Consider the following 12,654-nt stretch of genomic DNA (forward strand, 5'->3'; position numbering starts at 1 on the left):
GCGATTACCCATGACGAACCGTACCCGCATCCTCACCGGCATCACCACCACCGGCACGCCGCACCTGGGCAACTATGCCGGCGCCATCCGCCCGGCGATCGTCGCCAGCCGTGACACGAACGCCGATTCGTTCTACTTCCTGGCCGACTATCACGCCCTGATCAAGTGCGACGACCCGCTGCGCATTCAGCGTTCGCGCCTGGAGATCGCCGCGACCTGGCTGGCCGGCGGCCTGGATGTGGACCGCGTGACGTTCTATCGCCAGTCCGACATCCCGGAAATCCCCGAGCTGACCTGGCTGCTGACCTGCGTCGCCGCCAAGGGCCTGCTCAACCGCGCCCATGCCTACAAGGCGTCGGTGGACAAGAACGTCGAGGCCGGCGAAGACCCGGACGCCGGCGTCACCATGGGGCTGTACAGCTATCCGGTGCTGATGGCCGCCGACATCCTGATGTTCAACGCGCACAAGGTGCCGGTCGGACGCGACCAGATCCAGCACGTCGAAATGGCCCGTGACATCGGCCAGCGCTTCAACCACCTGTTCGGCCAGGGCAAGGAGTTCTTCACCCTGCCCGAGGCGCAGATCGAGGAAAGCGTCGCCACGCTGCCGGGCCTCGACGGCCGCAAGATGTCCAAGAGCTACGACAACACCATCCCGCTGTTCTCCAGCTCCAAGGACATGAAGGATGCGATCTCGCGGATCGTCACCGACTCCCGGGCGCCGGGCGAGGCGAAGGATCCGGACAACTCGCACCTGTTCACCCTGTTCCAGGCGTTCGCCACTCCGGCGCAGGCCGACGAGTTCCGCAGCGACCTGCTGCAGGGGTTGGGCTGGGGTGAGGCGAAGAGCCGCCTGTTCCAGTTGCTCGACGGCCAGTTGGGCGAGTCCCGCGAGCGCTATCACCAGTTGATCGAGCGTCCGGCGGACCTGGAAGACATCCTGCAGCACGGCGCGAAAAAGGCCCGTGCGGTGGCCACGCCGTTCCTCAACGAACTGCGCGAGGCCGTCGGCCTGCGTTCGTTCGTCAATCAGGCGCAAGCGGCCGCGACCACCAAGAAGAAAGCCGCCAAAGCCGCACGGTTCGTCAGTTTTCGCGAGGACGACGGCAGCTTCCGCTTCCGTCTGCTGGCAGCGGACGGCGAGCAACTGCTGCTGTCGCGCAATTTCGCCGACGGCAAGGCGGCGGGCCAGGTGACCAAGCAACTGCAATCGGGTCAGGCGCTGGATGTGCGCAGCGAAGGCCTGGCGTTCAGCGTGTGGCTGGAAGGCGAGTGCGTCGGCGACAGCCCGGCGTTCGCCGACGCCGCTGCGCGGGATGCGGCGGTCGAGGCGCTGCGGATCGCGCTGACGCCGGTTCAGGAATAAACAACGGTTCGGCCCGACCAAGGGCCGATTGCCATTCCCCGGGGCCGTCGCTACAGTGTCGGCCCGTTTTTGTTGCCTTGCTAACGAATTATGACGCCCCTAGAACGATATCAAGCTGATCTGAAACGTCCGGACTTTTTCCATGACGCCGCCCAGGAAACCGCCGTGCGTCATCTGCAGCGGCTGTACGACGATCTGATCGCCGCCGAGCAGAACAAGCCGGGCCTGCTGGGCAAACTGTTCGGCAAGAAGGATCAGGCACCGGTCAAGGGGCTGTACTTCTGGGGCGGCGTGGGCCGCGGCAAGACGTACCTGGTGGACACCTTCTTCGAGGCGCTGCCGTTCAAGGAAAAGACCCGCACCCACTTCCACCGCTTCATGAAGCGCGTGCACGAAGAGATGAAGACCCTGGGCGGCGAGAAGAACCCGCTGACCATCATCGCCAAGCGCTTCGCCGCCGAATCGCGAGTGATCTGCTTCGATGAGTTCTTCGTCTCCGACATCACCGACGCCATGATCCTCGGCACCCTGATGGAAGAGCTGTTCAAGAACGGCGTGTCCCTGGTCGCCACCTCGAACATCGTGCCGGACGGCCTATACAAGGACGGCCTGCAGCGCGCGCGCTTCCTGCCGGCCATCGCGCTGATCAAGCAGAACACCGAGATCGTCAACGTCGACAGCGGCGTCGACTACCGCCTGCGCCACCTCGAACAGGCGGAACTGTTCCACTACCCGCTGGACGAGGCCGCCCACGAAAGCCTGCGCAAGAGCTTCCGTGCGCTGACCCCGGAATGCACCGCCGCGGTGGAAAACGATGTGCTGATCATCGAAAACCGCGAAATCCGTGCGCTGCGCACCTGCGACGACGTGGCCTGGTTCGACTTCCGCGAACTGTGCGACGGCCCGCGCAGCCAGAACGACTACATCGAACTGGGCAAGATCTTCCATGCCGTGCTGCTCAGCGGCGTGGAGCAGATGAGCGTCACCACCGACGACATCGCCCGCCGCTTCATCAACATGGTCGACGAGTTCTACGACCGCAACGTCAAGCTGATCATCTCCGCCGAGGTGGAGCTGAAGGACCTGTACACCGGCGGGCGCCTGACGTTCGAGTTCCAGCGCACGCTGAGCCGTCTGCTGGAGATGCAGTCGCACGAATTCCTCGCGCGGGCGCACAAGCCGTAACGCGATCCGGAACATGAAAAGGGCCTGCAATCGCAGGCCCTTTTTTGTATTCGAAGTCACCGCGTACCCTGTGGGAGCGGGCTTGCCCGCGAAGGCGTCGTGTCAGTCGATGGTTTCTTCGCTGACACTCCCTCTTCGCGGGCAAGCCCGCTCCCACATGTTGTGCTGACCTGCGAGGTCAGGCCGCCTGCTGGAACTGCTGCCGGTATTGGTTCGGCGACAGCTCGGTGTGCTGGCGGAACAACCTTGCGAAGAAACTCGCGTCGTCGTAGCCGACTTCGTAGCTGATGGTCTTGATGCTCTTGCGGCTGCCGGACAGCAGCCCCTTGGCGGTCTCGATGCGCAGCCGCTGCAGGTAATGCAGGGGCTTGTCGCCGGTGGCGGTCTGAAAGCGGCGCATGAAGTTGCGGATGCTCATGCCATGCTCGCGGGCCACGTCCTCGAAGCGGAACTTGTCGGCGAAATGCTCTTCGAGCCAGTGCTGGATCTGCAGGATGATCACGTCCTGGTGCAGCTTCTGGCCGCCGAAGCCGATGCGGCCCGGCGAGTAGCTGCGCTGCACTTCATAGAGGATGTCCCGGGCCACGGCCTGCGCCACGTTGGCGCCGCAGAAGCGCTCGATCAGGTAGATGTAGAGGTCGCAGGCCGAGGTGGTGCCGCCGGCGCAGTACAGGTTGTCGGCGTCGGTCAGGTGCTTGTCCTGGTTGAGGTAGACCTGCGGGAACCGCTCGGCGAACGCGTTGAAGAAACGCCAGTAGGTGGTCGCTTCCTTGCCGTTGAGCAAACCGGCCTCCGCCAGCCAGAACACCCCGGTCGCCTCGCCGCAGAGCACCGCGCCGCGGGCGTGCTGTTCGCGCAGCCACGGCAGCACCTGCGGGTAGCGTTTGCACAGGGTCTCGAAGTCGTCCCAGAACGCCGGGAGGATGATGACGTCGGTGTTCTCCAGGCCGCCGTCCACCGGCATGATCACGTCGCTGAAGCTGTTCACCGGTTTGCCGTCGGGGCTGACCAGGCGGGTTTCGAACGCCGGCGTCAGGCCGTGGCCCAGTTGTTTGCCGTAGCGCAGGCTGGCCAGGTGGAAGAAGTCCTTGGCTTGCATGAGGGTGGAGGCGAAAACCCGGTCGATCGCCAGGATGCTGACGCGCCGCAAGGGCGTGGAGACTTGCTTAGACATAATTCAACTTTTGTTTTTATAAGGGAAAGTGGTCATCAGACGGCTGGATCGTCTTATTTTTTGTCGGATGTGTCCAGTGTCCTGTATCGGGAGCGGGGCTTAGTCTCTGAAGGCTCGATCCTTTCAACAATAAAGAAAAAGGTGCCGCATGATCCCCAGAACCCTGTTCAGTCCCGAGCACGAACTGTTCCGCGACAGCGTGCGTACGTTCCTCCAGAAAGAGGCCGTGCCGTTCCATGGACAGTGGGAGAAGCAAGGCTACATCGACCGCAATCTGTGGAACAAGGCGGGGGAGGCGGGGATGCTGTGCTCGCACCTGCCGGAGGCGTACGGCGGGCTGGGGGCGGACTTCCTCTACAGTGCGGTGGTGATCGAAGAGGTCGGTCGGCTGGGGCTGACCGGCATCGGGTTCTCGTTGCATTCGGACATCGTCGCGCCCTACATCCTGCATTACGGCAGCGAGGCGCTGAAGCAGAAATACCTGCCGAAGCTGGTCTCCGGCGAAATGGTCAGCGCCATCGCCATGACCGAGCCGGGGGCGGGTTCCGACCTGCAAGGGGTCAAGACCACCGCGGTGCTGGACGGCGACGAGTACGTGATCAACGGCTCGAAGACCTTCATCACCAACGGCTATCTCGCGGATCTGGTGATCGTCGTCGCCAAGACCGACCCGAAGGCCGGGGCCAAGGGCACCAGCCTGTTTCTGGTGGAGGCCGGCACGCCGGGCTTCGACAAGGGCAAGCGCCTGGAGAAGGTCGGCATGAAGGCCCAGGACACCTCCGAACTGTTCTTCCAGGACGTGCGCGTGCCGAAGGAAAACCTGCTGGGGCAGGCGGGCGCCGGGTTCGCCTACCTGATGCAGGAGTTGCCGCAGGAACGCCTGACGGTGGCCATCGGCGGGCTGGCGTCGGCCGAGGCGGCGCTGCAATGGACGCTGGACTACACCCGTGACCGCAAGGCGTTCGGCAAGTCGATCGCCGACTTTCAGAACACCCGCTTCAAGCTGGCCGAGATGGCCACCGAGATCCAGATCGGCCGGGTGTTCGTCGACCGCTGCCTGGAACTGCACCTGCAGGGCAAGCTCGACGTGCCGACGGCGGCGATGGCCAAGTACTGGGGCACGGACCTGCAATGCAAGGTGCTCGACGAGTGCGTGCAACTGCATGGCGGTTACGGCTTCATGTGGGAATACCCGGTGGCCCGGGCATGGGCGGACGCGCGGGTGCAGCGGATCTATGCCGGCACCAACGAAATCATGAAGGAGATCATTGCGCGTTCGCTTTGAATGTAAGGCGACTGCCGGATCGTCATCGCGGGCAAGCCCGCTCCCACAGTGGTCGGTGTTGCCCGCAACACTGTGGGAGCCAGCCTGCTGGCGATGGCGCCAGTTCAGGACAAGGCAGTTGCTCCCGCATTGGAATGAGTTCCCTGTGGGAGCGGGCTTGCCCGCGATGGCGGTTCATCTGCCGGTCAAGGCGCCGGGTTCGGATGGTCCTTGTGGATTGCCTCGATCCCTTCCAGCACTTCGTCGGACAGCTTCAGGTCGAAGCTGGCGATGTTGCTGTCCAGTTGCTCCAGGGTCGTGGCGCCGATGATGTTGCTGGTGACGAACGGCTGCTGATTGACGAAGGCCAGGGCCATCTGCGCCGGATCCAGCCCGTGCTCGCGGGCCAGGGCCACGTAACGGCTGCAGGCCGCTTCCGATTGCGGGTTGAAGTAGCGGCTGAAGCGGCTGTAGAGGCTCAGGCGGCCCTTCGGCGGGCGGGCACCGCCTTCGTACTTGCCCGACAGGAAACCGAACGCCAGCGGCGAATAGGCCAGCAGGCCGCACTGTTCGCGGATGGCGATTTCCGCCAGGCCCACCTCGAAGCTGCGGTTGAGCAGGTTGTAGGGGTTCTGGATCGACACGGCGCGCGGCCAGCCGCGGGCTTCGGCCAGGGCCAGGAAACGCATGGTGCCCCACGGGGTTTCGTTGGACAGGCCGATGTGGCGGATCTTGCCGGCGCGCACCTGTTCGTCGAGCGCCTCCAGGGTGTCTTCCAGCGGCGTGAGGTTGGCTTCGGTCTTGTGCTTGTAGCCGAGCTGGCCGAAGAAGTTGGTGCTGCGCTCCGGCCAGTGCAGCTGGTAGAGGTCGATGTAGTCGGTCTGCAGGCGTTCGAGGCTGGCGTTCACCGCCTCGGTGATGTGCCGGCGGTTGTGGCGCAGGTTCTTGTCGCGGATGTAGTCGATGGTGTTGCCGGGGCCGGCGATCTTGCTCGCCAGGATCCAGTCGGCGCGGTCGCCGCGCGTCTTGAAGTAATTGCCGATGTAGCGCTCGGTGGTGGCGTAGGTGTCGGCCTTGGGCGGCACCGGGTACATCTCGGCGGTGTCGATGAAATTGATCCCGGCGCCCTTGGCCCGTTCGATCTGGGCGAAGGCTTCGGCTTCGGTGTTCTGCTCGCCCCAGGTCATGGTGCCGAGGCAGATTGCGCTCACGTTCAGGTCGGTGCGGCCTAGCTGGCGATAGTCCATCGGGTGCTCCTTGGGCAAAGGAGCCATAAAAGCAGGTTGAATTTTTTTTCGCAATCTGGATAATTGCCGACCTCTTTCTGCAGTGGAAGTGATGCGCCGCCGCCGAAGAATCTTGCCGTTGAACGGACGCGCCGACCCGAGCCCCCGAAAGCGTCTGTATCCGGCTGCCTTTGACTTGTCAAAGTACGCACTATTCAGTAAGATCCGCCGTCTTATTTACGGGCGGCCCCTGAGGCTATAAAGAATGAAAACTTTTACTGCTAAACCGGAAACAGTAAAGCGCGACTGGTTTGTCGTCGACGCTGCTGGTCAGACCCTGGGTCGTCTGGCCACCGAAATCGCGAGCCGCCTGCGTGGCAAGCACAAGCCTGAGTACACCCCTCACGTTGACACCGGCGACTACATCGTCGTGATCAACGCCGAGCAGGTTCGTGTGACTGGCGCCAAAACCAGCGACAAAATGTACTACTCCCACTCCGGTTTCCCGGGCGGCATCAAGTCGATCAACTTTGAAAAGCTGATCGCCAAGGCCCCTGAGCGCGTGATCGAGACCGCGGTAAAAGGCATGCTGCCTAAGAACCCGCTGGGTCGCGACATGTACCGTAAGCTGAAAGTCTATGCGGGCGCTGCTCACCCTCATACTGCTCAGCAGCCCCAAGAACTGAAGATTTAACGGAATAGTTCATTATGTCGGCGACTCAAAACTACGGCACTGGCCGTCGCAAGACCGCAACCGCACGCGTTTTCCTGCGTCCGGGCACTGGTAACATCTCCATCAACAACCGTTCGCTGGACACCTTCTTCGGCCGCGAAACTGCCCGCATGGTAGTTCGTCAGCCGCTGGAGCTGACCGAAACCGTCGAGAAGTTCGACGTGTACGTCACCGTGATCGGCGGTGGTGTGAGTGGTCAAGCTGGCGCAATCCGCCACGGCATCACCCGCGCCCTGATGGACTACGACGAGTCTCTGCGCAGCGCCCTGCGCAAAGCCGGTTACGTCACTCGTGACGCCCGTGAAGTTGAACGTAAGAAAGTCGGTCTGCGTAAAGCGCGTAAGCGTCCGCAGTACTCGAAGCGTTAATTCCGCTTCCACGTTCAAAAAGAACGCCCGCTTCCTCATGGAACCGGGCGTTTTTTTATGCCTGCGATTTGTTGAAGAATTGCGCTGTGACAACTTGCCACATCCGTAGACCCCCTATACTACAAGGCTTGAGGGCCAGCCCTCCGGGTAATTACCTTGTCAGAATTGGGGGTTTTCATTACCATTCGGCAAAATTTTTATAAGTACATAGTTTTATTTAGTAGATGCCTGATTTAACAGGCCACAAAGCTGATGGGAGAGGACTGAATGAGCAATGACGGCGTGAATGCAGGCCGGCGTCGCTTCCTGGTTGCAGCCACATCCGTGGTGGGTGCTGCAGGGGCGGTGGGGGCTGCGGTCCCGTTCGTGGGGTCATGGTTTCCCAGTGCCAAGGCGAAAGCTGCCGGTGCACCGGTGAAAGTGAATGTCAGCAAGATCGAGCCAGGCCAGCAGATGATTGCTGAGTGGCGCGGCCAGCCGGTGTTCATTGTCCGCCGTACCGAGGAAATCCTGGGGAATCTCAAGAAGATCGAGGGCCAGCTCTCCGATCCGACCTCCAAAAACTCCACGCAACCCACTTATGTCGACCCGGAAGTGCGGTCGATCAAGCCGGAAATCCTGCTGCTGATCGGTATCTGCACGCACTTGGGTTGCTCCCCGACCTTCCGTCCCGAAGTGGCGCCCGCGGATCTGGGCAAGGACTGGGTAGGCGGCTATTTCTGCCCTTGCCACGGTTCCCACTACGATCTGGCTGGCCGCGTCTACAAGTCGCAACCTGCGCCTTTGAACCTGCCAGTGCCCCCGCATTCCTATGAGTCTGACGACGTCATCGTCATCGGCGTCGACAAGGAGAACGCGTGATGAGCAAGTTCATGGATTGGGTGGATGCGCGCTTCCCCGCCACCAAGATGTGGGAAGACCATCTCAGCAAGTATTACGCTCCGAAAAACTTCAACTTCTTCTACTTCTTCGGCTCCCTGGCGCTGCTCGTGCTGGTCAACCAGATCGTCACCGGCGTCTGGCTGACCATGAGCTACACCCCGTCGGCGGAAGAGGCGTTCGCCTCCGTCGAATACATCATGCGCGACGTCGAGTACGGCTCGATCCTGCGTCTGCTCCACTCCACCGGCGCTTCGGCGTTCTTCATCGTGGTCTATCTGCACATGTTCCGTGGCCTGCTCTACGGTTCGTACCAGAAGCCGCGCGAACTGGTGTGGGTGTTCGGCATGCTGATCTACCTGGCGCTGATGGCCGAGGCCTTCATGGGCTACCTGCTGCCGTGGGGCCAGATGTCCTACTGGGGCGCCCAGGTGATCATCTCGCTGTTCGGTGCGATTCCGGTCATCGGCAACGACCTGACCCAATGGATCCGCGGTGACTACCTGATCTCCGGCATCACCCTGAACCGCTTCTTCGCGCTGCACGTGGTGGCCCTGCCGATCGTCATCCTCGGTCTGGTGGTGCTGCACATCCTGGCGCTGCACGAAGTCGGCTCGAACAACCCGGACGGCGTGGACATCAAGAAGCACAAGGACGAGAACGGCGTACCGCTGGACGGCATCGCCTTCCACCCGTACTACACCGTGAAGGACATCGTCGGTGTGGTCGTGTTCCTGTTCATCTTCTGCTTCATCGTGTTCTTCTTCCCGGAAATGGGCGGCTACTTCCTCGAAAAACCGAACTTCGAGCAGGCCAACCCGTTCAAGACGCCTGAGCACATCGCCCCGGTCTGGTACTTCACGCCGTTCTACGCGATCCTGCGGGCGGTTCCCGACAAGCTCTTCGGCGTCATCGCCATGGGCGCGGCCATCGCGGTGCTGTTCGTCCTGCCGTGGCTCGACCGCAGCCCGGTCAAGTCGATGCGCTATAAAGGCTGGCTGAGCAAGATCTGGCTGGTGGTGTTCTGCATCGCCTTCGTGATCCTCGGCATCCTGGGGGTTCTGGCGCCGACGCCGGGCCGCACGTTGCTGTCGCAGGTCTGCACCTTCCTGTATTTCGCCTACTTCATTCTGATGCCGTTCTACACCAGGCTCGAGAAGACCAAACCGGTTCCGGAAAGGGTGACTGGCTGATGAAAAAGTTATTTGTTGCTCTGATTCTTGCTGCATTGCCTGTGCTGTCCTTCGCGGCCGAACACGGTGGCCCCGAGCTGGAAAAGGTCGACATCGACGTCTCCGACAAAGCGGCCCTTCAGGACGGCGCGCGCACCTTCGCCAACTATTGCATGGGCTGCCACAGCGCCAAGTTCCAGCGTTACGAGCGTGTGGCGGATGACTTGGGCATCCCTCACGAACTGATGCTGGAGAAGCTGGTGTTCACCGGCGCCAAGATCGGCGACCACATGAGCATCGGCATGCAGCCGGCCGACGCCAAGACCTGGTTCGGCGCAGCGCCGCCGGACCTGACACTGGTGGCCCGTGTCCGCGGCACCGACTGGCTCTACGGTTACCTGAAGTCGTTCTACGAAGACCCGGCGCGTCCATGGGGCGTGAACAACAAGGTCTTCCCGAACGTCGGCATGCCTAACGTGCTGGTCGGCCTGCAAGGTCGCCAGGTCGTGGGCTGCAAACAGGTGCAGATCGTCGACGACGGCAAGAAGCAATACGACCCGTTGACCGGCACGCCGCTGACCCACGAAGCCTGCGACCAGCTGACCATCGTGCCGAAGACCGGCACGCTGAACGAAGAGCAGTTCGATGAGAAGGTGAAGAATCTGGTAACCTTCCTGGCTTACTCGGCTAACCCGGTCAAGCTGCAGCATCAGCGCATCGGTACCTACGTCTTGCTGTACCTGGCGTTCTTCTTTGTGTTCGCCTACCTGCTCAAGCGTGAATACTGGAAAGACGTGCACTGATAACGCTTCAAACCATTGCTGTCGATCGCGCGCGCCCAGGGGCGCCTCCGGTGACGCAAGGTCTGGTTGGCCAGGCTTTGCGGGAGGCGCCCTCTGGGCGCGCGTGCTTTTCCGGTTCCGATCAATTCAACAAGCGAGGAGGATCGCCATGGGCGTGACCAATCGGTTGGCCTGTTACTCCGACCCCGCCGACCACTATTCCCACCGAGTGCGCATCGTGCTTGCCGAGAAGGGTGTCAGCGCCGAAATCATTTACGTGGAGGCTGGCCGCCAGCCGCCTAAACTGATTGAGGTAAACCCTTACGGCAGCCTGCCCACCCTGGTCGACCGCGACCTGGCGTTGTGGGAGTCGACTGTGGTGATGGAGTACCTGGATGAGCGTTACCCGCACCCGCCGTTGATGCCGGTCTATCCGGTGGCGCGTGCCAACAGCCGTCTGCTGATGCACCGCATCCAGCGCGACTGGTGCGGTCAGGTGGATCTGATCCTGGATCCGCGCTCCAAGGAGGCGGCCCGCGTGGTGGCGCGCAAGGAGCTGCGCGAAAGCCTGACAGGCGTGTCGCCGCTGTTCGCCGACAAGCCGTTCTTCCTCAGTGAGGAACAAAGTCTGGTGGACTGCTGCCTATTGCCCATACTCTGGCGTTTGCCGGTCATGGGCATCGAACTGCCGCGGCCGGCCAAGCCGTTGCTTGATTACATGGAGCGCCAGTTTGCGCGTGAGGCTTTCCAGGCGAGTCTGTCTGGCGTCGAACGCGACATGCGCTAAGGCTTAAGGAGCCGCTATGAATTCCAGTCGACCTTATCTGGTCCGCGCGCTCTACGAGTGGATTGTGGACAACGACTGCACCCCGCACATGCTGGTCAATGCCGAATACCCGGCGGTGCAGGTGCCGCAGGGCTTCGCCAGCGACGGGCAGATCGTGCTGAACATTTCGCCCAATGCCGTTCGCCATCTGCACATGGACAACGACGTCGTGACCTTCGAAGGCCGCTTCGGTGGCGTCCCGCACAGCCTGTACGTGCCGATCGGCGCGATCCTCGGCATCTATGCCCGGGAAAACGGCCAGGGCATGGTGTTCGACCTCGAGTCGCCGATGGATGACGAAGAGGACATCGAGCCGGATGACGACGTGCCGCCGCCGGACAGCGAACCGCCGCGCCCGAGCGGCCGGCCAAGCCTGAAAGTGGTGAAGTGACAAAAAAAGGCGATCCAACCGGATCGCCTTTTTTTGTGCCCCGCAGAAGCGGGGGCTTTGAGCTTTGGTGCCTGACGGTCGTCAGTCGATGTACTCGAACAGCTTCACGATCTTCTGCACGCCGGAAACACCCTGAACCAGGTTGGTGGCCTGGGCGGCTTCCTGCTTGGTCAGCAGCCCCAGCAGATAGACGATGCCGTTCTCGGTCACGACCTTGATGCGCGAGCCCGGAATGTTGGCGTCGGTGAGCATCTGGGTCTTGATCTTGGTGGTCAGCCAGGCGTCGTTCTGGCGGGCGAGCAGGGAAGAGGGCTGGATCACCTGCAGCTCGTTGTGCACGGTCTTCACGCGCTGCACGTTGGCGGCTGCCTGTTCGGCCTTGGCCTTGAGGTCTGCGCGCGGCGTCTGGCCGGCCAACAGCACCACGCCGTTGAAGCTGGTGACGACGATGTGCGAATCCTTGTCCAGGCCGACGTCGGCCTTGGCCACGTTGACGCCGACCTTGGTCTCGATCAGCGAATCGTCGATCTTGCTGCCGAAGGTGCGGGTGCCGCGGTCATCGTCGATGGGGGCTTCACGGCTGGCGTTCACCACCGAGGTGCAGCCGCTGATGCCGAGGCACAGGGTCAGGGCCAGGAGGCCGAGGCGATTAGGGGTCATTCTTCACTCCCGAACAGTTGGCTGTCGATCAGATCGCAAAGGCAATGGATCGCCAGCAAGTGGACTTCTTGAATACGTGCGGTGACGTTGGCCGGAACGCGGATCTCGACGTCTTCGGGCAGCAGCAGGGAAGCCATGCCGCCGCCGTCGCGTCCGGTCAATGCTACGACAATCATTTCGCGGTCATGTGCGGCCTGGATCGCCTGAATGATGTTCGCCGAGTTGCCGCTGGTCGAAATCGCCAGCAGCACGTCGCCCGGCTGGCCGAGGGCGCGGATCTGCTTGGAGAACACCTCGTTGTAGCTGTAGTCGTTGGCGATCGAGGTGATCGTCGAGCTGTCGGTGGTCAGGGCGATGGCCGGCAGGCTCGGGCGCTCGCGTTCGAAGCGGTTGAGCAGTTCCGAAGAGAAGTGCTGGGCGTCGCCGGCCGAGCCGCCGTTGCCGCAAGACAGCATTTTGCCTTCGTTGAGCAGGGCGTTGACCATCACCTGGCTGGCTTGCTCGATGTGCGGTGCAAGTACGTCCATCGCCTGTTGCTTGGTGTCGATGCTGGCTTGAAAGAGCTGGCGAATTCGGGATTGCATGTCCATCTGTGTGACCTTAATTGGCGCGGCTGTCCGGCACGTGA

Annotated in this window: 14 protein-coding genes; 10 read left to right on the forward strand and 4 right to left on the reverse strand. The window is 62.1% G+C overall.

Annotated elements, in window-relative coordinates; genetic code table 11:
- The first annotated feature begins 10 nt into the window (after positions 1–10).
- Together CAG33_RS24095 and zapE are read left to right on the forward strand one after the other, a co-directional pair.
- Positions 11–1,366, forward strand: coding sequence for a tryptophan--tRNA ligase (locus CAG33_RS24095; protein WP_085629400.1), 1,356 nt, complete (start codon positions 11–13; stop codon positions 1,364–1,366).
- Between the two features lie 90 nt (positions 1,367–1,456).
- Complete coding sequence (gene zapE / locus CAG33_RS24100; protein ID WP_085584808.1) at positions 1,457–2,551, forward strand: cell division protein ZapE; 1,095 nt, start codon at positions 1,457–1,459, stop codon at positions 2,549–2,551.
- Positions 2,552–2,729: 178 nt separating this feature from the next.
- On the opposite strand, the gene CAG33_RS24105 is transcribed toward zapE, so the two are convergent.
- Positions 2,730–3,626, reverse strand: a complete 897-nt coding sequence (locus CAG33_RS24105; protein WP_170929945.1) for a GlxA family transcriptional regulator — start codon at positions 3,624–3,626, stop codon at positions 2,730–2,732.
- 247 nt (positions 3,627–3,873) lie between these two features.
- Here CAG33_RS24105 and CAG33_RS24110 point away from each other — a divergent pair, with 247 nt between their 5' ends.
- Positions 3,874–5,010 carry an acyl-CoA dehydrogenase family protein gene (locus CAG33_RS24110; protein ID WP_085584812.1) on the forward strand — a complete coding sequence of 379 codons (1,137 nt, stop codon included), beginning with the start codon at positions 3,874–3,876 and terminating at the stop codon, positions 5,008–5,010.
- Between the two features lie 185 nt (positions 5,011–5,195).
- Here CAG33_RS24110 and CAG33_RS24115 read toward each other — a convergent pair whose 3' ends face one another.
- Positions 5,196–6,236, reverse strand: a complete 1,041-nt coding sequence (locus CAG33_RS24115; RefSeq protein WP_085629402.1) for an NADP(H)-dependent aldo-keto reductase — start codon at positions 6,234–6,236, stop codon at positions 5,196–5,198.
- A 244-nt stretch (positions 6,237–6,480) separates the two neighbouring features.
- Between CAG33_RS24115 and rplM the strand changes: the two genes are divergently transcribed.
- From rplM to CAG33_RS24150, 7 genes are all read left to right on the forward strand, one after another.
- The gene (gene rplM, locus CAG33_RS24120) at positions 6,481–6,909 is read left to right on the forward strand and encodes a 50S ribosomal protein L13 (protein WP_013789889.1); all 429 of its coding nucleotides are present in this window, start codon (positions 6,481–6,483) and stop codon (positions 6,907–6,909) included.
- A gap of 14 nt (positions 6,910–6,923) precedes the next feature.
- Positions 6,924–7,316, forward strand: a complete 393-nt coding sequence (rpsI, locus tag CAG33_RS24125) for a 30S ribosomal protein S9 (protein WP_085584816.1) — start codon at positions 6,924–6,926, stop codon at positions 7,314–7,316.
- 267 nt (positions 7,317–7,583) lie between these two features.
- Positions 7,584–8,177, forward strand: coding sequence for a ubiquinol-cytochrome c reductase iron-sulfur subunit (gene petA, locus CAG33_RS24130; RefSeq protein WP_085584818.1), 594 nt, complete (start codon positions 7,584–7,586; stop codon positions 8,175–8,177).
- Entirely contained in the window at positions 8,177–9,388 is a 1,212-nt protein-coding gene (locus CAG33_RS24135; RefSeq protein ID WP_085584820.1) for a cytochrome bc complex cytochrome b subunit, read from the forward strand. Before petA ends, CAG33_RS24135 begins: the two co-directional genes overlap by 1 nt.
- Complete coding sequence (locus tag CAG33_RS24140; RefSeq protein ID WP_085584822.1) at positions 9,388–10,170, forward strand: cytochrome c1; 783 nt, start codon at positions 9,388–9,390, stop codon at positions 10,168–10,170. The genes CAG33_RS24135 and CAG33_RS24140 overlap by 1 nt, the downstream gene beginning before the upstream one ends.
- A gap of 148 nt (positions 10,171–10,318) precedes the next feature.
- Positions 10,319–10,936: a glutathione S-transferase N-terminal domain-containing protein gene (locus CAG33_RS24145; protein WP_085584824.1), complete on the forward strand. Its 618-nt coding sequence runs from the start codon at positions 10,319–10,321 to the stop codon at positions 10,934–10,936.
- 16 nt (positions 10,937–10,952) lie between these two features.
- Positions 10,953–11,366, forward strand: coding sequence for a ClpXP protease specificity-enhancing factor (locus CAG33_RS24150; RefSeq protein ID WP_085584826.1), 414 nt, complete (start codon positions 10,953–10,955; stop codon positions 11,364–11,366).
- An 81-nt stretch (positions 11,367–11,447) separates the two neighbouring features.
- On the opposite strand, the gene CAG33_RS24155 is transcribed toward CAG33_RS24150, so the two are convergent.
- Together CAG33_RS24155 and CAG33_RS24160 are read right to left on the reverse strand one after the other, a co-directional pair.
- Complete coding sequence (locus tag CAG33_RS24155; RefSeq protein ID WP_085584828.1) at positions 11,448–12,026, reverse strand: BON domain-containing protein; 579 nt, start codon at positions 12,024–12,026, stop codon at positions 11,448–11,450.
- Positions 12,023–12,616: a phosphoheptose isomerase gene (locus tag CAG33_RS24160; RefSeq protein WP_007928463.1), complete on the reverse strand. Its 594-nt coding sequence runs from the start codon at positions 12,614–12,616 to the stop codon at positions 12,023–12,025. The genes CAG33_RS24155 and CAG33_RS24160 overlap by 4 nt, the downstream gene beginning before the upstream one ends.
- Between the last annotated feature and the right edge of the window lie 38 nt (positions 12,617–12,654).

The sequence above is a fragment of the Pseudomonas sp. B3(2017) genome (assembly GCF_002113595.1).
Lineage (GTDB): Bacteria > Pseudomonadota > Gammaproteobacteria > Pseudomonadales > Pseudomonadaceae > Aquipseudomonas > Aquipseudomonas ekonensis.